This window comes from Paraburkholderia sp. SIMBA_030 (genome assembly GCF_046535245.1).
GTDB lineage: Bacteria > Pseudomonadota > Gammaproteobacteria > Burkholderiales > Burkholderiaceae > Paraburkholderia.
Map to the genome: position 1 here is coordinate 123,665 of NZ_JAWRXB010000023.1, position 22,963 is coordinate 146,627.

Sequence of the window (22,963 nt, forward strand, 5' to 3'; positions counted from 1 at the left end):
TGTCGACCGGAGTTAGTGCTTCAGCACTTACTCCGGTCCCATAAAAATGATTACTGTAAGTTAGTGCTTCAGCACTTACTCCGGTCCCATAAAAAATGGTTACTGTAACAATGTGGGGGCGACCAAATGCTTATATTGGGGCGCTCAGAGCTGTTTCATCAGCACGAGCGACTTGCGCTGCCAGTTATAGAGCCGGCGGCGGTCTTCCGGCAGGTCGTCGACCGTGACCTTGACGAAGCCGCGCTTGAGGAACCAGTGTTCGGTGCGCGTGGTGAGCACGAAAATCCGCGTGAGGCCGCGTGCTCGCGCGCGTTGTTCGATGCGCTTGAGCAGGCGCTCGCCGTCGCCGGTGCCTTGCGCTTCAGGGGCGACCGTCAGACACGCCATTTCGCCGATGCGCTCCTGCGTGTACGGATAAAGCGCGGCGCAGCCGAACAGCACGCCGTCGTGCTCGATCACCGAGAAATGGTCGATGTCGCGTTCGATCTGGTGTCGCCCGCGCCGCACCAGCGTGCCGTCGGATTCGAGCGGCTCGATCAGCGCGAGAATGCCGCCGACGTCGTCCGGGGTGGCTTCGCGCAGGCTTTCGAGGTTCTCGTACGAGATCATCGTGCCGACGCCATCGTGCAGGAACAGTTCGAGCAGCAGGCTGCCGTCGAGCGCGTAGGGGATGATGTGCGCCCGCGCCACGCCGCCGCGGCAGGCGCGGATCGAATGTTTCAGGTAGAAACCGGCGTCGCCGGTAACTTCGCCGCTTTCATGCAGCTTGTAAGCGTCGTCGAGCGACAGTTCGCGGATCAGCTCGGGACCGTCCTCGCCGGCTTCCATCAAGCCCGGCGTTTCGGTCAGGAACACGATCTTGTCGGCGCGCAGCGCGATCGCGGCGGCGGAGGCGACGTCTTCCATCGACAGATTGAATGCTTCGCCGGTCGGCGAGAAACCGAGCGGCGAGAGCAGCACCAGCTTGCGGCTCGCGAGCGAATGACGGATCGAATCCGCGTCGACCTTGCGTACCACGCCGGTGTGGGCGAAATCGACGCCGTCCAGAATGCCGACCGGCCGCGCCGTCACGAAGTTGCCCGACACCACGCTGATGTGCGCGTGCGCCATCGGCGTGTTCGGCAAGCCCTGGCTGATCGCGGCCTCGATGTCCAGACGCACTTCGCCGGCCGCTTCTTTCGCGGACTCCAGCGCGCGCGCATCCGTAATACGCATGCCGTGCGAAAACTCGGATTCCACGCCATGCAGGCTCATCTGCTCTTCGACCTGCGGTCGCGAGCCGTGCACCAGAACGATCTGGATGCCCATCGCCTGCAACAGCGCGATATCCGACACCAGCGCATTCAGGAGCCCCTGATGCACCACCTCGCCGCCAAACCCGACGACGAACGTCTTGTTGCGGAACGCATGGATGTAAGGGGCGACTGAGCGCATCCAGTCGACGAATTGCGCGTGCTGTGCGAGGTCTTCCGTTGCTCCGGTGGGGGCCGGAACGCTCGCGGGCGCGGGGACGAGGTCGGTTTGGGAATTCATGCCGGGGATTATAATGCGCCCCCATGTCGAATGTACCCAAAAGTCCCGCTACGGCGAGCGAGAATGTCGTGCCGGCCGCCGACCAGGTGAACCCCGGCGACACCGCGCGCCGCAGCGCGCAGGACGCTACCCGCAACACGCCGCCGGCGGCGCGTGACGAGCGGCGTGCCGCGGATGGCGCGCAAGCATCCGCGCAGAAAAAAAATCCGCCGCAAGCGGGCGATGCTGAACGCAACGTCCGCCGCGAACCGCGCTCGCCGCGCGTTCAGCGCGTGGTCGAACCGAACCCGATTCCGCCGATCACGTTCCCCGAAGCGCTGCCGGTCTCCGGCCGCCGCGACGAGATCGCGCGCGCCATCGCGCAGAATCAGGTGGTGATCGTCTGCGGCGAGACAGGCTCCGGCAAGACCACGCAGTTGCCGAAAATCTGCCTCGCGTTGGGACGCGGCCTCGGCGCCGGCGGCACCGGCTTGATCGGCCACACACAGCCGCGCCGGATCGCCGCATCGGCGACGGGCCGCCGCATCGCCGAAGAACTCGGCACGCCGTTCGGCGAAGTGGTCGGTTACAAGGTGCGCTTTACCGACAATCTGTCGCCGGGCGCGTCGGTCAAGCTGATGACCGACGGTATTCTGCTTGCCGAAACGCAGACCGATCCGCTGCTGAAAGCGTATGACACGCTGATCATCGACGAAGCGCACGAGCGCAGTCTGAACATCGATTTTCTGCTCGGCTACCTGAAGGAAATTCTCGTCAAGCGCCCCGATCTGAAGCTGATCGTGACCTCGGCGACGATCGACGCGGACCGCTTCGCGCGCCATTTCGGCAGCGAGGAGAAACCCGCGCCGGTGATCGAGGTGAGCGGGCGCCTCTATCCGGTCGAAGTGCGTTACCGGCCGGTGGCGGAAGACAGCCCGGCGGTGAAGGCGGCGCAAGGTTCGTCGCAAGCGTCGTCGTCGCGCGAGCGGCCGAAAACCCAGCGCGAATCTGGCAAAAATCGTGACCGCGATCTGATGGAAGCCATCGTCGACGCCGTCGACGAACTGTGCCGCGAAGGCCCCGGCGACGTGCTCGTGTTCCTGCCCGGCGAGCGCGAGATTCGCGACGCCGCCGAGGCGCTGCGCAAGCACCATCCGCCGCATACGGAAATTCTGCCGCTGTTCGCGCGCCTCTCCGCTGCCGAACAGGAGCGCGTGTTCCGCACCTCGAACGCGCGCCGCATCGTGCTGGCGACCAACGTCGCCGAAACCTCGCTGACGGTGCCGGGGATTCGCTATGTGGTCGATACCGGGCTCGCGCGCGTGAAGCGCTACTCGTATCGCAACAAGGTCGAGCAGTTGCAGGTCGAGTCGATTTCGCAGGCTGCCGCGAATCAGCGGGCGGGGCGTTGCGGCCGTGTCGCCGATGGCGTGTGCATTCGTCTGTATGAAGAAAGCGACTATCAGGGGCGCGTGCGTTTCACCGATCCGGAAATTTTGCGCTCGTCGCTGGCGTCGGTGATTCTGCGAATGAAGTCGCTGCACCTGACTGCGATCGAAACGTTCCCCTTCATCGAACCGCCACCAGGCCGTGCGATCGCCGACGGTTATCAGCTGCTCAACGAACTCGGCGCGGTCGACGACGACAACCGGCTCACGCCGCTCGGCCGTGAACTTGCGCGCTTGCCGCTCGATCCTCGGGTCGGCCGGATGATTCTCGCCGCGCGCGATCAGCAGGCGTTGAAGGAAGTGCTGATCATCGCCAGCGCGTTGTCGGTGCAAGACCCGCGTGACCGGCCGATCGAAGCGCAGGAGCAGGCCGATCAGGCGCATCGCCGCTTCGCCGACGAGCGTTCCGAATTCCTCCAATGGCTGAAAATCTGGAACTGGTTCGAAGAAGCGATCGCGCACAAGAAGTCGAACAGGCAGTTGCAGGACGAGTGCCGCAAGAATTTTCTGTCGCAACTGCGGCTGCGTGAATGGCGCGACGTGCATTCGCAGCTGCTGACGGTGGTGCGCGAGCACGGCTGGCGTCTGAACGAGACCGAAGCGACCTTCGAGCAGATTCACCTGGCGTTGTTGACCGGCTTGCTCGGCAACATCGGCCTGAAAGCCGACGACGAACCGTATTACCTCGGTGCGCGCAGCATCAAGTTCTATCTGTGGCCGGGTTCCGCGCTGGTGAAGAAGGCAGGTAAGTGGACAATGGCCGCCGAACTGGTCGAGACGAGCCGCTTGTACGCGCGTTGTATCGCGAAGATCGAGCCGGAATGGATCGAGCGGATCGGCGCGCATTTGCTGAAGAAGTCGCTTTCCGAGCCCCATTGGGAGAAGCGCGCCGCACAGGTGTCGGCGTTCGAGCGCGCGATGCTGTACGGCCTGCCGATCTATCACCGGCGGCGCGTGAGTTTCGGCAAACAGGATCCGGCACGCGCGCGCGAGTTGTTCATTCGCGGCGCGCTGGTCGAAGGCGAATTCGATACGAAGCTCGCGTTCTTTGCGCACAACCGCAAGCTGCTCGCCGATATCGAGCAACTGGAACACAAGTCGCGCCGCCAGGACGTGCTGGTCGACGACGAACTGATTTTCGGCTTCTACGATCAGGCGTTGCCGCAGGGTATTTACACGGGCGCGTCGTTCGAGCGCTGGTATCGCGACGAAGTGAAAAAGAGCGGTCAGCCGGAAGACAAACTGCGTTTGCTCTATCTGTCGCGCGACGATCTGATGCGGCACGAAGCAGCCGGCGTGACGACCGACCTGTTTCCGAAGCGGATGACCATGGCGGGCGTCGAGATGGCGCTCACCTATCACTTCGAACCTGGTTCGCCCCGCGACGGCGTGACGCTCGCGGTGCCGCTCTATGCCCTCAATCAGGTCGATGCGCGGCGCTGTGAGTGGCTGGTGCCCGGCATGTTGAAAGAGAAGACGCAACTGTTGCTGAAGTCGCTGCCGCAGAAGCTGCGGCGTCATTGCGTGCCGGTGCCCGAGTACGCAGCGGGCTTTGTCGACCGGCATAGCGGTCCGCGTTTCGGCGCGGGCGGTTTGCTCGAGTCGCTGATCGCCGACATTCGCGAGCAGACCCAGATCGCGATGAAGCAAGCGGACTTCAAGCTCGAGACGCTGACGCCGCATCTGTTCATGAACTTCAAGGTGATCGACGAGCATGGGCGGCAGCTCGCGATGGGCCGCAACCTGTCGCAACTGCGCGCCGAACTCGGCGGGCAGGCGCAGCAGCATTTTCAGAAGATCGCGTCCAGTGCGGCTGGAGCGGCGTTGGCGGATGCGGGCGGCGGCAGTGTCGCGGCAGCAGGCGCCGCGTCGCGAGGCAAGGGCGCGGCACCCGGTCCGCAAACCGCGCCGCAAGATGGTGCGCCGGCCACCGCGCTGTACGAAAAGCTCACCACCTGGAATTTCGGCAAGCTTCCCGAGTTGCTCGAAATTCGCCGCGGCGGGCAGACGCTATTCGGCTATCCGGCGCTGGTGGATCGCGGCGCGCACTGTGACGTCGAAGTGTTCGATTCTCCGGACGAAGCCGCGCGCATTCATCGCGCGGGGCTGCGGCGCCTTTTCGCGTTGCAGTTGAAGGAGCCGATCAAGTATCTGGAAAAAAATCTGCCGGGCCTGCGCGAAATGGCGATGCAGTTCATGCCGCGCGGCACCCAGGAAGAACTGCGCGATCAACTGATTGACACCGCGCTCGACCGCGCCTGTCTGCAAGACCCGCTGCCTGCCGACGACGTCGGTTTCCATACGCGCCGCGACGAAGGCCGCAGCCGTCTGACTTTGTTGGCCCAGGAAATCGCCCGGCTGGTCGGCCAGATACTCGCTGAATACGCGACCGTGACAAAGAAGCTGGTGCAGGCAAAGTCGTTCACGGCGGCGCATGCGGACATGCAGAATCAGCTCGATGGACTCATCGGCAAGCGTTTCGTGGTCGACACGCCGTATTCTCAGCTGGCGCACTTCCCGCGCTATCTGAAGGGTATCGCGCTGCGCATCGACAAGCTGAAAGCGGACCCCGCGCGCGACGCCCGCCAGTTCGCCGAATTCCAGCCGCTGTTGCAGAACTACCAGCGCGCGCTGGCGCAACGCGGCGGCGTGCTGGATCCGCGCTTGTCGGAATTCCGCTGGCTGCTGGAGGAATTGCGGATTTCGCTATTCGCGCAGGAGCTGCGTACGCCGATGCCGGTATCGGTGAAGCGTCTCTACAAGGTGTGGGAATCGATGCAGCGCTGAGCGGCGCGTGGGGTGGGATGCCTCGCGTCGTGTTCGCTCCAGTTGAGTGGCGTTCGCCGGCGCGGTGTGGCGTGCTTTTAAAGCGCGCATAAAAAAGCGCGCGATACCACCCCTTTAGAGAATGACATCACGCGTAAAGGGAGCAGGCTCGTCCGGCCCCGCTCCCGCTCGCTGCTATTAAAACGATGCCGAAGCCTTCGCAGTGACCGGCTCAGGCCGGGCCGGCCTGCGTCTTACCAGTGCATGCCGGCGCCGACCGACGCGCCGAACTGGCCACGCGAGTCGGTGGTGCCTTGCACCTTGTAGACCCACTTGCCCGTTTCAGACAGCTGCGACACGCCGACGGCCATCGCCGACTGGCCGCCGTAGGTACCGCCGGCAATCGCAACCATGCCGTGACCCGGCAGAACCGCTTGCGGCAAGCCGGCCGCCGCAAGCGCCGATGCCGTGCCGCCGTACGAATCGCGACGGGCCGAACGGATCTGATCGTCGGTGTAGCGCCGGGCTTGACCGACAGCCCCGCTCGCACTCTGCTGCAACTGATTGACGTTGACCGCGTCCGTGCCTTGCACGCCGTCGGCGACATTGGTGATCTGACGCTCCTGGCCCGCTGCGCCGACCGACACCGTATTCGCCCGATCCGCGACCGAGCCTCGGCCCAACGCGACTGAGTTATCGGCACTTGCGTTCGCCGCTGCGCCGAGCGAGGTGGCGTTGTTGCCGCTCGCGACCGCGTTCGCGCCTACGGCGATTGCGTTCGTGCCGGTGGCATTGGCGTTGGCGCCCACGGCGACCGAATGCGTGCCCGAGGCCTGTGCGGCTTCCGTGGCGGTGTTGCCGTCGGCGCTGAAGAGCGGCACGTTCGGGTTCACGATGATGTTCTGGACCGCGTTGCCGATTGCCGCGTTCAGTTGGCCGAGGTTGACGGCATCGGTTGCATCCACGCCGTCGGCGACGTTGTGGATCACCGCGCCGCCGCTCGTTGCGTCGCCGAGCGTCACGCTGTTCCTGTTGACGCTGCCGTCGGCGTTCCTGTCGTACATGACGGCGCCGTCGAGCCTGGCGTCGGTTTGGGCGGTAACCTCCTTCAATTGGGCGACGTTGACGGCGTCGGTGTCGGCGGTGCCGGCTGCGACGTTGGTGATCTGGCGTTCGCTGCCCGCCGAACCGACCGAGACGGTGTTCACGCGGTCGGCGATCGAACCTTGGCCCAATGCGACGGAGCCGTCGGCGCTAGCCGTGGACCCTGCGCCGAACGCGCTGGAACCAATGCCGCTTGCAGTGGCACTCGATCCCAGCGCAACCGAAGTGTCCCCGCTGGCGTTCGCACTTTCGCCGACCGCAGTCGACGCTGATCCTTGTGCGGAGGCGAGCGTGCCGATCGCGACGCCGTTGGCTCCCGTTGCTTTTCCCTGGACACCGATTGCTACCGAACCGGCTCCGCTTGCCACGGTGTTGGTGCCGAGCGCAATGGCCTCGCTGTTCAGCGCGCGGGCGGCATTGCCGATCGCGATCGAGTTAAGGGCGCCGGCCGTGGCCGTGGGCCCAGCCGCGATCGCATTCATATCCGCGACTGCGATGGCGTCGTCCGAACCGTCGGCCAGTCCGCTGACGCTGAAATAATGTTCGGCCGACTGCGGGTCCGCATGTGCCGCCGACACACTCGCCGCCAACGCTGCGCCCGCTAGCACGACCTGCGCCAACGCCAGCTTCCGCGACACGCCGCGTTTCGTCTTCGACCGTGCTGTCTCCGAGGTGGCGACCCACATGCCCGTCGCTTCACACCAAACCGATTTGTAAATTTTATTCATACTCCCTGAAACTCCGCCGGAATTACGAGCGTGGACGGCGCGTGAAAGCTTTCGAATTCGGAAAAGGCGTCATCGCCCTTGGTGTGTCGCGCGCAGCTGGAACATGTCGGTTTCGGTTATTGCCGTTGTCCTTCTTTTGCGTCCTGCTGTTTTTTGCGCGTCCGAATCGCCAGCCTCACGTTCTTAAGTCCACAGGATTAAGTGCATGGGCGATGAACGGCGGGATTGTCAGATCTGTTGGGATGGGGCGATATAAGCCAATTCCTAAATGGCTGAAAATAAATAATCGTTTGTAATTAAATTTGGATAAATGTTTTTAAATGTATAAAATAAAGAACAATCTTGTTTTGTCCTATGTGAAATCGAAAAATTTAAGAATGCAAAAATTTGTGATTTTGCAAATTAAAAGTAGTTTCATACAGTCCGTTGCCGACTCTCCTACATAAAATCGGTCCCTGGTTGTCGATGCACCAAAATTCACTGACAGACTCGCCGCCGGATACACCACATCCCCGTTTTTCCGCGCGCCACACTCGCATCTGCGTCAACCGCTCCGCGCGGCAAACGTTCTACAATGACGGCCGTTCTCCGAAGCGAGTTTTCATGCGTAAATTTTTTCTTCCCGGCGTGACTGCCACGTTCGCCGCAGGCGCTGCGCTGGTTGCCGCCGCAGGTTTTTTTTCTCCGGCGGCCCACGCCAACAACGTGATCGTGCTCAATTCCGGCGATGCCACGCTGAGCCTGATCGACGAGACGACTCGCCAGGTCGTCGGCACGGTGGCGACAGGCAAGGAACCGCATCACCTGATGGCCACGCCGGACAATGCGTCGCTGATCGTCGCGAATTCGGTGTCGAACAACCTGATGTTCGTCGATCCGAAGTCGGGCAAGGTGCAGCGTTGGGTCGAGAACATCGAGGATCCGTACCAGATCGGCTTTTCGCCTGACCGCAAGTGGCTCGTCACTACCGGCCTGCGTCTGGACCGCCTCGACATCTATCGCTATGACGCCCAGAACAACATAACGCTGGCCTCGCACCTGCCGCTCGCGGTGATGCCGAGCCACATGGCGTTCTCCAACGACAGCAAGACGGTGTTCGTCACGCTGCAGGTTTCGGGTGAGCTGGCCGCGATCGATCTGGCCACGCAAACCGTCAAATGGAAGATGAAGGTCGGCAAGGTGCCGGCCGGCCTGTGGATGACGCCGGGCGACAAGTACCTGCTGATCGGCATGACCGGCGCGGATTACGTCGCAGTGGTCGACTGGCGCAACCAGAAGATCGTCAAGACGATCCAGACAGGCAAGGGCGCGCACAACTTCCGCTCGCTGGCTGACGGCAAGCATGTCGCGGTGTCGAACCGCGTGGCGAGCACGATCAGCATCATCGACGAAGACACGCTCACCAACGTCGGCGACATCACCGGTTTGATGCCGGGGCCGGACGACATGGAACTTTCCGCCGACAAACGCTATCTGTGGGTGACCTTCCGCTTCGCGAAGCACGTCGGCGTCATCGACCTGAATTCGCGCAAGCTGATCCAGACGATTGCCGTCGGCCGTTCGCCGCACGGTATCTATTTCTTCAATCGCGCGCCGGTGACGGCGCCGAACGGCGCGTAATGCAGAAAACGCTGCATATCACCGAGCCGTCACGAATGAAGTAACCAGGCTAGCACCATGTTCCATCTGATTTTTTCTTCTCTCGACAGCTTCGTCTCTGCTGTGCAGACGCTGCTGTACGTCGACGTGGTGCAGCCGCTGCTGTTCCGCTTCGATCTGATGGATTACGACGAAGATACTTTCGACAGCCTGTATTGGGTGCTCGTCGGCGTCTTCGAGGTGCTGGCGATGTACGCGGTGCTGCGCCCGCTCGAGGCGCTGCGCCCGGTCGAGCAGTGGGAAAACCGCAAGGCGGTGCGGGTCGACGTGATCTACACGTGGATCGCCAGGCTCGGCATCCTCAATCTGGTGTTCTTTTTCGCGCTGCAGCCGTTCTTCGACAACGTGCAGGCCTGGCTGCGGCTGCACAACATCGCGAATATCGACTTCGACAATTTGTGGCCGGGCGTCACCACGCAGCCGCTTGTCACGTTCGGGATGTATCTGCTGGTGCTCGATTTCGCCGGTTACTGGTATCACCGCTGGGAACATCGGTTCGGCGTGTGGTGGGAGCTGCACGCGGTGCATCACAGCCAGCAACAGATGTCGCTATGGTCGGACGACCGCAACCATCTGCTCGACGATTTGTTGCAGGCGTCGTTTTTCGCGGCGATCGCGCTGGTGATCGGCGTGCCGCCGTCGCAATTCGTCGTGCTGGTGGCGATCACGAATCTCGCGCAGAGCGTGCAGCACGCGAACATCCGCCTGTACTTCGGCTGGTTCGGCGAGCGTCTGCTGGTCAGCCCGACCTTCCATCGCCGGCATCATGCGATCGGCTACGGCCACGAAGGGCTGAAGTACGGTTGCAACTTCGGGGTGCTGTTCCCGTGGTGGGACATGCTGTTTCGCAGCGTGTCGTGGAGCCGCGAAATGGAGCCTACCGGTATCCGCGATCAACTCGAAGGCCGCCGCTATGGCGACGGTTTCTGGGCGCAGCACTGGCTCGCCTTTGTGCGGATCGCCGGGCGGCTCTCGTCGAAGCGCCGCGCCGAAGGCCGCGATCCCGCTGCAGTCTGAGCATTCTTCCTCTCGCGCCGCCGGTTTCCCCCGGCGTCGTGTCGCGTGGTTTATCCTGTCCACGTTTTCGCGTGCGTTCCTGGTTCGCTTGTTGGACCGTGTACGGGTCCGTATCCCGGTTCGTTTCGCCGTTCCCCCTTGTCCCATCGTTTTGTTCACCGGCACTGGCTCGCATGAATGATCTGTTGCGCTCGTTCGGACGCGCGCTCGCAAGCGCGCTCCACCCGCGCATGCTCTGGCTGACCTTCATGCCGTTTTTCGCGGCAACGGTCGGGTGGGGCGTGATTCTCTGGTTTTCCTGGCAGACGCTGATCGGCGCGACCCGCGCGTGGCTCGAAAGCTGGTCGTTTACCGTCACGCTTTATCATCTGTTCGACTGGATCGGCTTTTCGGCCCTGCACACGACAATCGCGCCTTTTATTGTGATTGCGATGACGATTCCGCTGATCGTCGTCAGCGTGCTGCTGCTGATCGCCACACTGTCGATGCCGGCGGTGATCCGCTTTCTGTCGGCACGGCAATTCGCGAGCCTTGAAATGCGCCGTGGCGGAACGTGGTACGGTAGTCTCGGCCAGGCGCTGTGGACCACGCTGGTCTGTCTGGTGCTGCTGATCGTCACGTTGCCGCTCTGGCTGGTGCCACCGTTTTTTGCGCTGATTCCGCCGCTGCTGTGGGGCTGGCTGACCTATCGCGTGATGAGCTACGACGCGCTCGCGCTGCATGCGACGCGCGACGAACGGCGTGAGCTGGTGCGGCGTTTCCGGCTGCCGCTACTGCTGATCGGCATCGCCAGCGGTCTGCTGGGTTCGCTGCCGACGCTGCTGTGGGCGTCGTCGGTATGGATGATCGTGCTGTTCCCGGTGATCACCGCGGTGACGATCTGGATCTATGCGTTCATCCTCGTGTTTTCGGCCCTGTGGTTCGGCTACTACTGTCTGCGCGCGCTCCAACGCATGCGCGCGCAAGAGCACGGCGCGCGGCACGCGGCGCCGGTTCCTTACTGATCAGTGATTAAACAGCAGAGGCGACAATGGCATTTGGCGTCATCATCATCGGCGATGAAATTCTGTCGGGCAGACGTATCGACAAACATCTGCCGAAGGTCATCGAATTGCTGGGCGCGCGTGGGCTGTCGCTCGGCTGGGCAGAGTACATCGGCGACGATCCGGCGCGCATCACGGCGACGCTGCGACGCACGTTCGCGTCGGGCGACATCGTGTTTTCGACGGGCGGCATCGGCGCCACGCCGGACGACCACACGCGCCAGTGCGCGTCGGCCGCGTTAGGCGTGCCGCTCGAACTGCATCCGGAAGCTGCCAGATTGATTCAGGAACGCATCCGCGACATGCATCCGGCGAACTCGGCCACGCCGCTCGATCTCGACTCGGCGGAAAACCGCCATCGTCTGAACATGGGCACGTATCCGCAGGGTGCGTCGATCATTCCGAACGGCTACAACAAGATTCCGGGATTCTCGATCAACGAGCACTACTTCGTGCCGGGCTTCCCGGTGATGGCGTGGCCGATGATCGAGTGGGTGCTGGACACCCAGTACGCGCACCTGCACCACGCGATGCCGCATGCGGAAAAGTCACTGCTGGTGTTCGAGTTGCCGGAGTCGCGCCTCACGCCTTTGATGGAAAAGATCGAACACGACTTTCCGGGCGTGCGGGTGTTCAGCCTGCCGAGCGTCGGCGATGCCGAGCGCGGCGGCGTGTATGCGCGGCATCACATCGATCTGGGTGTGAAGGGCGAGCCCGAAGCGGTGGCGGCGGCGTTCGTCAAACTGCGCGAGGGCGTGCATCTGCTGGGCGGCGATATTGTCGAACCGGAGGCGGCTGCCGCTGCGGTTGCGGCTAAAGCGCGCGGTTGATCCTCGCCACGTAAGGCGATTCTGGCGGACGCGAATCTGCTTCAGGCGCCGATCCAAGGCAAGCCGCGAAAACACCAGCCCGACACCGTTTTGCGATGCCCCTGGCCGTCCTTGTCGCCTTCGAAGCCTTCCAGCAGGTCGTACGCCTTCGCGAAGCCAGCCTGGGTGGCGGCGATCGCGGCGAGCTTGGAGCGCGCGGCGCTACGGCACAGAAACAGCACCGGCGTATCGGGCGAGGCCGCCTGGCTCAGTTGATCGAGGAACGCCTGGTTCGGCACGGCGCCCGGGTAGCGCGTCCATTCGATATGCACGTATTGACCGTCGCCGATCACCGGCCGGCCAACCCAATCGAGTTCGGCGCGGGTGCGCACGTCGACGAGACGCGTGCGCGGGTCGAGTTGCAGCAGTTCGAACGCCTCCGCGGGTGACACCGCGCCCGCGTAGGGCAGCTGGCTCTCGGTGCGGCGTTTTTCCGCCTGGGCGTACAACTGTTCGAGCGTGCTCATGAGCGCAAATCTCCTTCCGTTCAAATGAACATTCTAGCGCGCGGCGTGCGGCGCGCACGCCGCCCAAAGTCAGCGTTCGGTACGGTCACGCGACCGTCCGCAAATTGTTTCAATCTGGTGCAAGCTGGTGAAAATGCACCAGAGTGGTGATCAACCCGGCCACCGATTTTTCAATGGCACCGCGCTGGTGCATTACTTCGCTCAAAGATATCGGGGCTGCATACCGTTCGGTGCGCGCATTCCCCGCAAACGCGCGCACGGCATAGTCTTGCGCCTGGTTGGCGCATAGGTGGCACAGAAGCTGCTTTATCGGTTCGGATCGATTTGTCCCGGCACATCTTTGTGTCGCCTTCAACGAACCGGGGTGGACGCGCCGGGACAGGTCAGCTAGATTGGGCGGCGGCTGAACCCGCCGAATTCGTTAATCAGGAGATAGGTTATGAGTAAATCCGTGGCCGACGTCGTTCAACTCGTCAAAGACGAGGACGTCAAGTTTGTCGACTTTCGTTTCACCGACACGCGCGGCAAGGAGCAACACGTTTCGGTGCCGGTGTCGGCATTCGATGAAGACAAGTTCGAAAGCGGCCATGCGTTTGACGGTTCGTCGATTGCCGGCTGGAAGGGCATCGAAGCATCGGACATGTTGCTGGTCCCGGACGCGAACACCGCTTTCATCGACCCGTTCTACGAAGAGTCGACCCTCGTGCTGACCTGCGACGTCGTCGAACCGGCTGACGGCAAGGGCTATGAACGCGATCCGCGTTCGCTGGCAAAGCGCGCTGAAGCGTACCTGAAGAGCACCGGCCTCGGCGACACGGCCTTCTTCGGTCCGGAACCGGAATTCTTCATTTTCGACTCGGTCCAGTGGAACACGGATCAGTCGGGCTGCTTCATCAAGATCGGTTCGGAAGAAGCACCGTGGTCGTCGGCGAAGGAGTTCGAAGGCGGCAACACCGGCCACCGTCCGGGCACGAAGGGTGGCTATTTCCCGGTCGCTCCGGTCGACTCGTTTCAGGACATCCGTTCGGAAATGTGTCTGCTGCTCGAACAGATCGGCATCCCGGTCGAAGTGCACCACCACGAAGTCGCGGGCCAGGGCCAGAACGAAATCGGCACGAAGTTCTCGACGCTGGTGCAACGCGCCGACTGGCTGCAGCAACTGAAGTACATCGTCCATAACGTCGCGCACACGTACGGCAAGACAGCAACGTTCATGCCGAAGCCGGTGGTCGGCGATAACGGTTCGGGCATGCACGTTCACCAGTCGATCTGGAAGGACGGCCAGAACCTGTTCGCAGGCAACGGTTACGCAGGTCTGTCGGAATTCGCGCTGTTCTACATCGGCGGCATCATCAAGCATGCTCGCGCGCTGAACGCGATCACGAACCCGTCGACGAACTCGTACAAGCGCCTCGTGCCGCACTTCGAAGCACCGGTGAAGCTCGCTTATTCGGCTCGCAACCGTTCGGCATCGATCCGCATTCCGCACGTGTCGAACCCGAAGGGCCGCCGTATCGAAACGCGTTTCCCGGATCCGATGGCGAATCCGTACCTGTGCTTCTCCGCGCTGATGATGGCGGGTCTGGACGGCGTGCAGAACAAGATTCACCCGGGCGAAGCTGCCGACAAGAACCTGTACGACCTGCCGCCGGAAGAGGATGCAAAGATCCCGACCGTGTGTGCCGGCCTCGACCAGGCGCTGGACGCGCTGGACGCGGACCGCGAGTTCCTGACGCGCGGTGGCGTGTTCACGGATGCGATGCTCGACGCGTACATCGAACTGAAGACGGGCGAGCTGCAACGCTATCGTCAGTCGGTGCACCCGATCGAGTTCGAAATGTACTACTCGCTGTAAGCGGCAATGGCGCTTCGCCCTTCAAACGGCGAAGCGCTTGCCCGACGCTCGCGATCGGTCACGAAGGGACGGCGGCGCCGTCCCTTTTTTGTTAGACCCGAACGAGTCGACTCGCAACGTTGGCGGCTTGCGGGCGTTGAGCAAGGCAACACGCGGCACGCTGCGCGGTATGCCGGATTATCACCATCTCCTATCGGGCACAGACAGCAAGATGGTTCTCAAGAATCTGATCAAGGCAAGGAAAGCGCACGAGCAGACGCTCTCTGACGACGCTCAGCTCGTCAGTTCCGGTTTGTTGCCCGGCTTCGAGGCGTTGCCGACGGTCGTGCTGGTGCTCGAAAAGCGCACGCTGCGCGTCGTGTTCGCGAACCCGTCGGCGGAGTCGATGCTGGAGCTCTCGCGCCGGCAACTGACGCAGATGGCGTGGCCGGACATCTTCACGAATGCGGACGAACTGCTCGCGACCATTGCCGCGATCGCCGCCCACCGTTTTCACGCGACGCATCTGGACGCCGTGCTCGAGCGTCCAGGCCACGAGCCGCTGCATGTGCATGCGATCGTCGGTTTTCTGGAAAGCGCGCAAGACTATGTGTTGCTCGAACTGTTCGAGAACGAGCGGCATTTACGCACCGACCGCGAGGAGCGCATCAACGACCTCACGGCGGTCAACAAACAACTGATCCGCAATCTCGCGCACGAGATCAAGAATCCGCTTGGCGGGATTCGCGGCGCGGCGCAATTGCTCGAGTTCGAACTCGGCGAGCGCCAGCGCGACGAGTTGCGCGAATACACGCAGGTCATCATCAAGGAGTCGGACCGGCTGCAAACCCTGGTCGACCGCTTGCTTGAGCCGCACCGTCATCCGCATATCGTTGGCGACGTGAACATTCACGAGGTGTGCGAGCGCGTGCGCCAGGTGATTCTCGCGGAGTTTCCGCGCGGTCTGACGATCGAACGCGATTACGACGTGAGCGTGCCGGATCTGCGCGGCGACAAGGAGCAACTGATCCAGGCGCTCCTGAACATCGTGCGCAATGCGGCCGAAGCGTTGCGCGAACGTATTTCGCAAGGCGACGCGCGCATCGAAATACGCACCCGCATTGCCCGCAAGATCACCGTGTCGAAACGCTTATGTAAGCTGGCACTGGACTTGCATATCATTGATAACGGCCCAGGCATTCCCGAGGAAATCCGCGACCGCATTTTCTATCCGCTCGTGTCGGGGCGCGAGGACGGCAGCGGTCTCGGTCTGACGCTTGCTCAGACCTTCGTGCAGCAACACGACGGCCTGATCGAAGTGGATAGCCGGCCGGGCCATACCGAGTTTCAGATTCTGCTGCCGCTCGACTGCTAACACCAAACGCACCTCAAGACTTCTGCCCGAACTATATGAAGCCGATCTGGATAGTAGACGACGATCAATCGATTCGCTGGGTGCTCGAAAAAGCGCTCGCCCGCGAAAACTTCGCGACACGCAGCTTCGCGAACGTGCGCGAGGCATCGGCCGCGCTCGATCACGACAGCCCACAAGTGCTGGTGTCCGACATCAGGATGCCTGGAGGCTCCGGCCTCGAATTGCTGCAAACCGTGCGTGACAAGGTGCCCGGCTTGCCGGTCATCATCATGACGGCGTTCTCGGACCTGGATAGCGCGGTCGCCGCATTCCAGGGCGGCGCGTTCGAATACCTCGCCAAACCGTTCGACGTCGACAAGGCGGTCGAATTGATCCGCCGCGCCGTCGACGAAAGCATGCGCGGCGAACAGACGTGGGACGACCGCGTCGCCGATGCACCGGAAATGCTCGGCCAGGCGCCGGCGATGCAGGATATGTTTCGCGCGATCGGCCGCCTGTCGCATTCGGCCGCCACCGTGCTCATTACCGGCGAATCAGGCACCGGAAAGGAACTGGTCGCGCGTGCGTTGCACCGACATAGCCCACGCGCGAACGGTCCCTTCATCGCTTTGAACACGGCGGCGATTCCGAAGGATCTGTTGGAATCCGAACTGTTCGGTCATGAGCGCGGCGCATTTACGGGCGCGCAGGCGATGCGCCAGGGGCGCTTCGAACAGGCCGAGAACGGCACGCTGTTTCTCGACGAAATCGGCGATATGCCGTTCGATTTGCAGACACGCCTGTTGCGTGTGCTGTCGGACGGGCAGTTCTATCGTGTCGGCGGCCACAATCCGTTGCGCGCCAATGTGCGCGTGATCGCGGCGACGCACCAGAATCTCGAATCGCGCGTGCGCCAGGGCCTGTTCCGCGAGGACTTGTATCACCGGCTCAATGTGATCCGCTTGCGTTTGCCCGCCTTGCGCGAGCGCAGCGAAGACATTCCGCTGCTCACGCGCCACTTCCTGCAAAAGAGTGCGCGCGATCTGGGCGTCGAACCGAAACGCGTGTCGGAGGAATCGCTCGCGTATCTGGCGTCGTTGCCGTTTCCGGGCAACGTGCGGCAACTGGAGAATCTCGCCAACTGGCTGACGGTGATGGCGCCGGCGCAGACCATCGAGATCAAGGATTTGCCGCCGGACCTCGGGCCGGCGCAAGCGGGCGTGACCGACCTCGCGGGTGGGGGCGGCGGTGTGCTCGGCACGGGCGAAGCCGGCCTTGCCGGCGGCGCTCCGATGAACGGGATCGGTACGTCGGCGCTGCCGGCCACAACGACCGGCCTGCCGGTCACGACGCCCGTCAGCGCCTGGGAAGGCGGCTTGCGCACCGAAGTCGCGCGGATGTTGCGTGAGAACGCGGCGGATGTGATGGACGAACTCGCGCGCCGTTTCGAAGCCGCGGTGATTCGCGAAGCGCTGGATTTCACGCGTGGGCGCAAGGTCGAAGCGGCGGAACGGCTTGGCATCGGCCGCAATACGATTACCCGCAAGATTCAGGAACTCAACCTCGAGCCTTGAGGTTTGAGGTTTGCATCGCCGGCCGGGGCGGCTTGAATGTCGCTCCGGCAGCCCGTCAAAAGCTTTCGGGCTCCCGCAAGGCATAATCGACGCTGTTTTCTTTCGACAGCTCACGATGCCTGCTTCTCAGTTTCCCTTTTCCTGGCCGCTTTCCCCCGATCCCTTTTTATCGCTCGAAGCGCTCGACGACCCTGACGCGCTTGCGTGGGTCGAAGCGCAGAATGCCCGCACGCGCGCGGCATGGTGCGGCAGCGCGGCGTTCGACACGCTCAAGCAAAAGCTCGCGGATGCCTATCTGCCGCGCGAGCGCCCGGTCATTCCCGATCGCTGGATGGATTGGGCCTACGATCTATGGCAGGACGAGCGCAATCCGAAAGGTATCTGGCGGCGCACGCCGTGGGCCGCCTGGCGTCGCGGCGTACCCGTCTGGCAGAACCTGCTCGACTTCGACGCGCTCGGCGCCGAGGAAGGCACGCCATGGGTCTGCGTCGAACTCGATATTCTCTATCCGGACGGCGATCGCGCGCTGATCACGCTGTCGCCCGGCGGCGCGGATGCGCTGGTGGTGCGCGAGTTCGACATCGACACCCAGCGTTTTGTCGACGACGGTTTCGTCATCGGGAAGGCCGGCAAGCACACGGCTTCATGGATCGATCGCAATACGCTTTACGTCGGTTGGGACAATGGCCGCAAGACGCTGACGCGCTCCGGCTATCCGCGCGACGTGCGGCGCTGGACACGGGGCAGTGCGCTGGCCGCGGCGCCGGTCGTGTTCAAGGGCGCGTTCGACGATATCGGCGTCGAAGCACACTACGATCCGGTCGAGCGGCGCCACACGGTGGTGAGCAGCGTCGATTTCTTCGACTCGCATACGTATTACCTCGATTCCACCGATGCTGCCGGCGCCTGGCGTCAGTACGACGTGCCGTCGCACGTGGCGGTCGGCGGCTGGCAGGGCTGGTTGCTGCTGGAGCCCCGGTTCGATTGGGATTGCAATGGCGTGCGTTTTTCCGGCGGCGCATTGCTGGCGATCCGCGAAGCCGCGTTTTTGCGTGGCGAGCGCGAGGTGGTGCCGCTCTTCACGCCGACGCCGCAAACGTCCGCCTGCGAGTGGACCCATACGCGTCACCATCTGATCGTTTCGTACCTGGAAGACGTGCAGAGCAGGACCGTCTTGTGGGCCCCGTCGCAATCCGCCGATGAAACGTGGCAATGGAATCAGCGCCTCTTTCCGTCGCGTGGCGATGAGCAAGCCGACGTCTCGCCGGTCGAACCGACGTTGAACGACGAAGTGTTCGTCGATACCGACGATTACCTGCAACCGCCCGCATACTGGCTCGCCGATCTCGCCCGTGACGATCTGACCGACTGGGAATTGCTCGACCGCTGGCCGACCCAGTTCGACGCGGCGCCGTTCGCCGTGACGCGCGGTCATGCGGAGTCCGCCGACGGTACGCGGGTGCCGTACACCGTGATCGGGCCACGCGCAGCGCAACAAAATACGCCGCAGCACACGCGGCCTTGCCTGCTCAATGGCTACGGCGGCTTCGCGATTCCGCTGACGCCGAACTATCTGATCGGACCGGGCATCGGCTGGCTGGAGCGCGGCGGCGTGTATGTGGTCGCGCATATTCGCGGCGGCGGCGAGTTCGGCACGCAGTGGCACACGGCGGCGCAAGGCGAGCATCGTCAACGCGCGTTCGACGACTTCATCGCAGTCGCCGAGGCGCTGATCGACAGCGGCGTGACGAGCGCCGCGCAACTCGGCATTCAGGGCGGCAGCAACGGCGGCTTGCTGGTAGCGGCGTGCATGGTGCAGCGGCCCGAGTTGTTCGGCGCGGTGGTGTGCGAAGTGCCGCTGCTCGATATGAGCCGCTATCACCTGCTGCACGCGGGCGCGTCATGGATCGACGAATACGGCGATCCGGACGAACCCGACGAAGCGCGCGTGCTGGCCGCTTATTCGCCCTATCATCGCGTCGCTGCCGATGTGGCGTATCCGCCGGTGCTGTTCACGACATCGACTGCCGACGACCGCGTGCATCCGGGCCACGCGCGCAAGATGGCCGCGCGGATGCAGGCGCTCGGCGCCGGCCAGGTCTGGTATCGGGAGAACACGGAAGGCGGGCACGGCGGCTCCGATGAACTGGAGCAGGCCGGGCATGATGCGATGGTGTTCGAGTTCTTGTGGCGCTGTTTGAGCGGCCCGGTAAGGGCTGCGAATAGTGCTGCCTGATACGGCTTTTGGCTCTTGTGTCCGGCTGCGGCTGGCCAGACCCGGCCTCTGGATCAGTCGATCTGCGCCACGACCGGCGCATGGTCCGACGGCTGGTCCCACTTGCGCGGCGTCTTGTCGACTTCGCAAAGCGAGCAGGTTTGCGCAAGCGCTTTCGACAGCAGAATGTGGTCGATCCGCAGCCCCGCGTTGCGGCGAAACGCCATCATCCGGTAGTCCCACCACGAGTAGATCTTCTCCGGCTGCTCGAACAGACGGAACGCATCGGCAAGACCGAGTTCGATCAGCCGCACGAACTCGGCGCGCTCGTCGGGCGACACCAGATTCTGCCCTTCCCATGCTTTCGGATCGTGCACGTCGCGATCTTCGGGCGCGATGTTGTAGTCGCCGAGCAATGCGAGCTTCGGATATACCGCCATTTCGCTTGTGATCCAGTCGTGCAGCGCGGCCAGCCAGCGCAGCTTGTATGCGAATTTATCGGTGCCCGGCGCCTGGCCGTTCGGGAAGTACGCGCAGATGATGCGCACGCCTTCGACGGTCGCGGCGATCACACGTTGATGCGGGTCTTCGAAGCCAGGAATATTGCGCACGACGCTGGTTTCGTCGACGTTCAGGCCTTCGCGCACCAGGATGCCGACGCCGTTATACGTCTTCTGGCCGGCGAACCAGCTTCGGTAGCCTTTCGCTTCGAGTTCGGCGCGCGGGAATTTGTCGTCGGTCAGCTTCAGTTCCTGTAGACACAGGACGTCGATGTGACTGGTTTCGAGCCAGTCGATCACGTGCTGCTGGCGGACTTTGAGGGAATTGACGTTCCAGGTGGCGATCTTCATGAATTTCTCTTGTCCTTGCTGAGCAAGGGTTTGCGGGGTGGTGACCCCTCGTTTTTCGGTCTGGCTACCATCAATTGGCGTGGTAGGAATGCCTATCTTCGAACCGCAGGAGCCAGATCTGTCGGAAGCGGCAGAGCGGACGCTACCGGCGCTGCGCCTGCACCGGCCGTACGGTCGGTGAGCCGTCCAAGAATGTCGGCCAGTTGCGTCAGCAGCTCGCGCTGGTTTGCAACCAATCCGCCCGCGTGTCGCGCTGCTGCGCCGCCATTTCCGGGCCCACGGGCCATGCCTTGACCTCCATCGGCAGCGTCTTCCTTCCCGCCATTACTTCGATCGCGAGTTGGCGCATCGCCTGCTGTTCCATCTCAACCGCGCCGTGAGCTTCCGGGGAGTAACTGCCGCTCTTGAGCTGGTCTCGCTCGAAGTCAAACTTGTTTGCAACCGCCAGGCGCTCCATCAAGTTTGTGAACAGCTCGTCGCCGCGACCGACCCAGTCGAGCCTGCCGGGTTCCCATCCACGTTGTAAATATCCAGTCCTTCCGCTGACTCGATGCCCGTGCGCGCTCCTACCCACTTCTGCGCCTGCACGGCCAAGATGGGGCCGAGCACTGTCGAGATGACCATTAGCCATTCATTGAGTCCCATCTTGTCCATACCATTCCCCGGTCGGTTTCGTTGTAGCTGGGAGTCTATCAGGGTGATCGGGACCAATCCACGCTGGTGGGTCATGACATACTGTATGGATGCACAGGTGTTTTGGGGTTGGGACATGTCAGAGTCCGACTTGCCTTTTTTCGTGCCGCCGTCGATCGAAGAACTGCGGGATGTGTACCGGCGACACCCGTGAGAGACGACGCTATGTATGAGTTGCAGACGCGACTACGAGATGAAGGTCGAGATTGATCATTCGATCTTGACTGAGGAGAAGCTGCACGAGCTGAACAACTTTTGGGGTGGCGCGAGCTGGGGCGGCACGCGTATGAGGTAGTAGCGTGGATCCTCGCGTGGCTGGTCAGCTTGGTGTTGCTCGTCATCAGCCCGTTCGGGATCCCGTTCACACTGTTGGCTCGTGCGACGGCAGCAGAAGCGGGCGCTGGTCGCGCGCAAGAAGCGTTGGCTGCGCGACCGCTTGCACGAAGCGTGCCGGGGCTATAGCTGGTAACAGTCCGAGGCCGCACTGGTTGATTTACGAGATCGGTGCGGTTACTCAATCAAAGTTACTGACGCTAACAGCTACAATGGTAGAAGAAAATTACCGCACCGCATGGCCTTGGCGGTGGCGATCGTGAAGCGATAGGTCGCTTAAACTGCACCGATTAGCGGCCTACTCTCAGATGAAAAAACGTGATGAAGAAAGCGCGTTACACGGTGTTCGTTATCTTGATGGCTTCCGCCGCCGCGTGGCTTTTTATGGGGGAGGTCACCTTTAACTACGATGACGGTGACCAGCATCACTTTTTCGTTAAAAAGCACCCGTCGCTACAGTTCTTCTTTGAGAACCCTTACGCGAATGACTTCATGGGTGAGGAGTGGGATTACTCGAAGAAGTTTGATCCTTCAGGGCGATTCCTTGTCACCACCGCAGAGTTTGGGGCGTTTCTGAATTACTGCGAATATCGCTATGGCGTCGTGGGTGACAATAAGATTGCCACCCACGACGCGTGCCGGAAAGTGATTGAGGCGTCTTCTGACAAGACGATCAATGCGGCGCACTAATTCCGAGGGATTTCCATAACCGCTCGTGTTGGTTGATGTTAACGAGCTGCTTCCATTGCTAGTCGCACCGGACGATGCGCCTTGCCCACCCGTGAGTTCCGCATTCGCAGTATGTTGTGAGGCAATGACAACCGCCCCGCATGCAGTTCGCATCCCTTCAAGGGCAACACCGACCCCGTGATGCGTCATGTTTGGGGCGCATTCCACAATCGAGTAGGTGCCTCCACATTTCGGGCACATAACGTGGTGACCGAGACCAGCTGCGGACCGCCCGTACACTGTCATGGTCGGAAATCCTTCGATCACGGTCCCGCCGTGAGACGTCGTGTCGCCGACACGGATAATAGCTCGCATCATGAGTCTTCTTTCCTCATGTAGTTGGATATGCTGCGGATGGTTGAAGACGCTCTTAGTGTGGTTTTTGCCGGGCCTGAATTGGGCCAAAGCGCCATTCACCCGCATTTGGTGAAAAGATTGCCGAGTCGATAACCTGATCGTGGGGCTCGTTGATAGGCCCGAGGTGCGCGAGATCCAAAGCTTTCGTGGCAAGTTCCTGGAACTGAACGTCACCTTCGGGGGTGCGACTGAGCTTGTTTAGCTGCTTAACGGTTTCGGAGTACTCAGGTTCCCCCATGATGGCCCACTGCTCAGTCATTGTGGAAAAGATGTCTTCTGAAAACCGAAAGATATACGGTGTCTCTACTTCCGCTAGTGGACCGAAGGTTTCATGAAAGAAGCCAGTTTTTTTGCAAAAACCGCACACGGACCATGAACCGGGCTTCGGCTATTGTTAGGCCACGCGTGGT

Annotated in this window: 18 protein-coding genes; 11 read left to right on the top strand and 7 right to left on the bottom strand. The window is 62.2% G+C overall.

Annotated elements, in window-relative coordinates; all coding sequences use genetic code 11:
• Positions 1-144 precede the first annotated feature (144 nt).
• Positions 145-1,533, bottom strand: a complete 1,389-nt coding sequence (argA, locus tag SB772_RS32320) for an amino-acid N-acetyltransferase (protein ID WP_410837204.1) — start codon at positions 1,531-1,533, stop codon at positions 145-147.
• A 23-nt stretch (positions 1,534-1,556) separates the two neighbouring features.
• On the opposite strand from argA, the gene hrpA reads away from it, so the two are divergent.
• Positions 1,557-5,747: an ATP-dependent RNA helicase HrpA gene (gene hrpA, locus SB772_RS32325; protein WP_410837205.1), complete on the top strand. Its 4,191-nt coding sequence runs from the start codon at positions 1,557-1,559 to the stop codon at positions 5,745-5,747.
• 233 nt (positions 5,748-5,980) lie between these two features.
• On the opposite strand, the gene SB772_RS32330 is transcribed toward hrpA, so the two are convergent.
• A complete protein-coding gene (locus tag SB772_RS32330; RefSeq protein WP_410837206.1) occupies positions 5,981-7,558 on the bottom strand; it encodes a YadA-like family protein in 1,578 nt (525 codons plus the stop codon).
• Between the two features lie 41 nt (positions 7,559-7,599).
• Between SB772_RS32330 and SB772_RS32335 the strand changes: the two genes are divergently transcribed.
• From SB772_RS32335 to SB772_RS32355, 5 genes are all read left to right on the top strand, one after another.
• The gene (locus SB772_RS32335; protein ID WP_410837207.1) at positions 7,600-7,854 is read left to right on the top strand and encodes a hypothetical protein; all 255 of its coding nucleotides are present in this window, start codon (positions 7,600-7,602) and stop codon (positions 7,852-7,854) included.
• Between the two features lie 307 nt (positions 7,855-8,161).
• A complete protein-coding gene (locus SB772_RS32340; protein ID WP_410837208.1) occupies positions 8,162-9,178 on the top strand; it encodes a beta-propeller fold lactonase family protein in 1,017 nt (338 codons plus the stop codon).
• 57 nt (positions 9,179-9,235) lie between these two features.
• A complete protein-coding gene (locus tag SB772_RS32345; RefSeq protein WP_410837209.1) occupies positions 9,236-10,234 on the top strand; it encodes a sterol desaturase family protein in 999 nt (332 codons plus the stop codon).
• 173 nt (positions 10,235-10,407) lie between these two features.
• Entirely contained in the window at positions 10,408-11,238 is an 831-nt protein-coding gene (locus tag SB772_RS32350) for an EI24 domain-containing protein (protein ID WP_410837210.1), read from the top strand.
• Positions 11,239-11,264: 26 nt separating this feature from the next.
• Positions 11,265-12,107 carry a competence/damage-inducible protein A gene (locus tag SB772_RS32355; protein ID WP_410837211.1) on the top strand — a complete coding sequence of 281 codons (843 nt, stop codon included), beginning with the start codon at positions 11,265-11,267 and terminating at the stop codon, positions 12,105-12,107.
• Positions 12,108-12,148: 41 nt separating this feature from the next.
• Here the strand turns inward: SB772_RS32355 and SB772_RS32360 are convergent, their stop codons facing one another.
• The gene (locus SB772_RS32360) at positions 12,149-12,613 is read right to left on the bottom strand and encodes a rhodanese-like domain-containing protein (RefSeq protein WP_410837212.1); all 465 of its coding nucleotides are present in this window, start codon (positions 12,611-12,613) and stop codon (positions 12,149-12,151) included.
• A 439-nt stretch (positions 12,614-13,052) separates the two neighbouring features.
• On the opposite strand from SB772_RS32360, the gene glnA reads away from it, so the two are divergent.
• From glnA to SB772_RS32380, 4 genes are all read left to right on the top strand, one after another.
• Positions 13,053-14,468: a type I glutamate--ammonia ligase gene (gene glnA, locus SB772_RS32365; protein ID WP_410837213.1), complete on the top strand. Its 1,416-nt coding sequence runs from the start codon at positions 13,053-13,055 to the stop codon at positions 14,466-14,468.
• Between the two features lie 211 nt (positions 14,469-14,679).
• A complete protein-coding gene (gene glnL, locus SB772_RS32370; protein WP_410837223.1) occupies positions 14,680-15,822 on the top strand; it encodes a nitrogen regulation protein NR(II) in 1,143 nt (380 codons plus the stop codon).
• A 35-nt stretch (positions 15,823-15,857) separates the two neighbouring features.
• Complete coding sequence (gene ntrC, locus SB772_RS32375) at positions 15,858-17,375, top strand: nitrogen regulation protein NR(I) (protein ID WP_410837214.1); 1,518 nt, start codon at positions 15,858-15,860, stop codon at positions 17,373-17,375.
• Between the two features lie 115 nt (positions 17,376-17,490).
• Positions 17,491-19,611 carry a prolyl oligopeptidase family serine peptidase gene (locus SB772_RS32380; protein WP_410837215.1) on the top strand — a complete coding sequence of 707 codons (2,121 nt, stop codon included), beginning with the start codon at positions 17,491-17,493 and terminating at the stop codon, positions 19,609-19,611.
• Positions 19,612-19,664: 53 nt separating this feature from the next.
• Here SB772_RS32380 and xth read toward each other — a convergent pair whose 3' ends face one another.
• Together xth and SB772_RS32390 are read right to left on the bottom strand one after the other, a co-directional pair.
• Positions 19,665-20,441: an exodeoxyribonuclease III gene (xth, locus tag SB772_RS32385; RefSeq protein WP_410837216.1), complete on the bottom strand. Its 777-nt coding sequence runs from the start codon at positions 20,439-20,441 to the stop codon at positions 19,665-19,667.
• Positions 20,442-20,649: 208 nt separating this feature from the next.
• Positions 20,650-21,072 (bottom strand): DUF6680 family protein, encoded by a 423-nt coding sequence (locus SB772_RS32390; protein ID WP_410837217.1) that lies wholly within the window; start codon positions 21,070-21,072, stop codon positions 20,650-20,652.
• Positions 21,073-21,327: 255 nt separating this feature from the next.
• Here SB772_RS32390 and SB772_RS32395 point away from each other — a divergent pair, with 255 nt between their 5' ends.
• Positions 21,328-21,429: a DUF2528 family protein gene (locus SB772_RS32395; RefSeq protein WP_410837224.1), complete on the top strand. Its 102-nt coding sequence runs from the start codon at positions 21,328-21,330 to the stop codon at positions 21,427-21,429.
• A gap of 569 nt (positions 21,430-21,998) precedes the next feature.
• Here SB772_RS32395 and SB772_RS32400 read toward each other — a convergent pair.
• Together SB772_RS32400 and SB772_RS32405 are read right to left on the bottom strand one after the other, a co-directional pair.
• The gene (locus SB772_RS32400; RefSeq protein ID WP_410837218.1) at positions 21,999-22,514 is read right to left on the bottom strand and encodes a PAAR domain-containing protein; all 516 of its coding nucleotides are present in this window, start codon (positions 22,512-22,514) and stop codon (positions 21,999-22,001) included.
• 52 nt (positions 22,515-22,566) lie between these two features.
• A complete protein-coding gene (locus tag SB772_RS32405; protein ID WP_410837219.1) occupies positions 22,567-22,812 on the bottom strand; it encodes a hypothetical protein in 246 nt (81 codons plus the stop codon).
• Positions 22,813-22,963 lie beyond the last annotated feature (151 nt).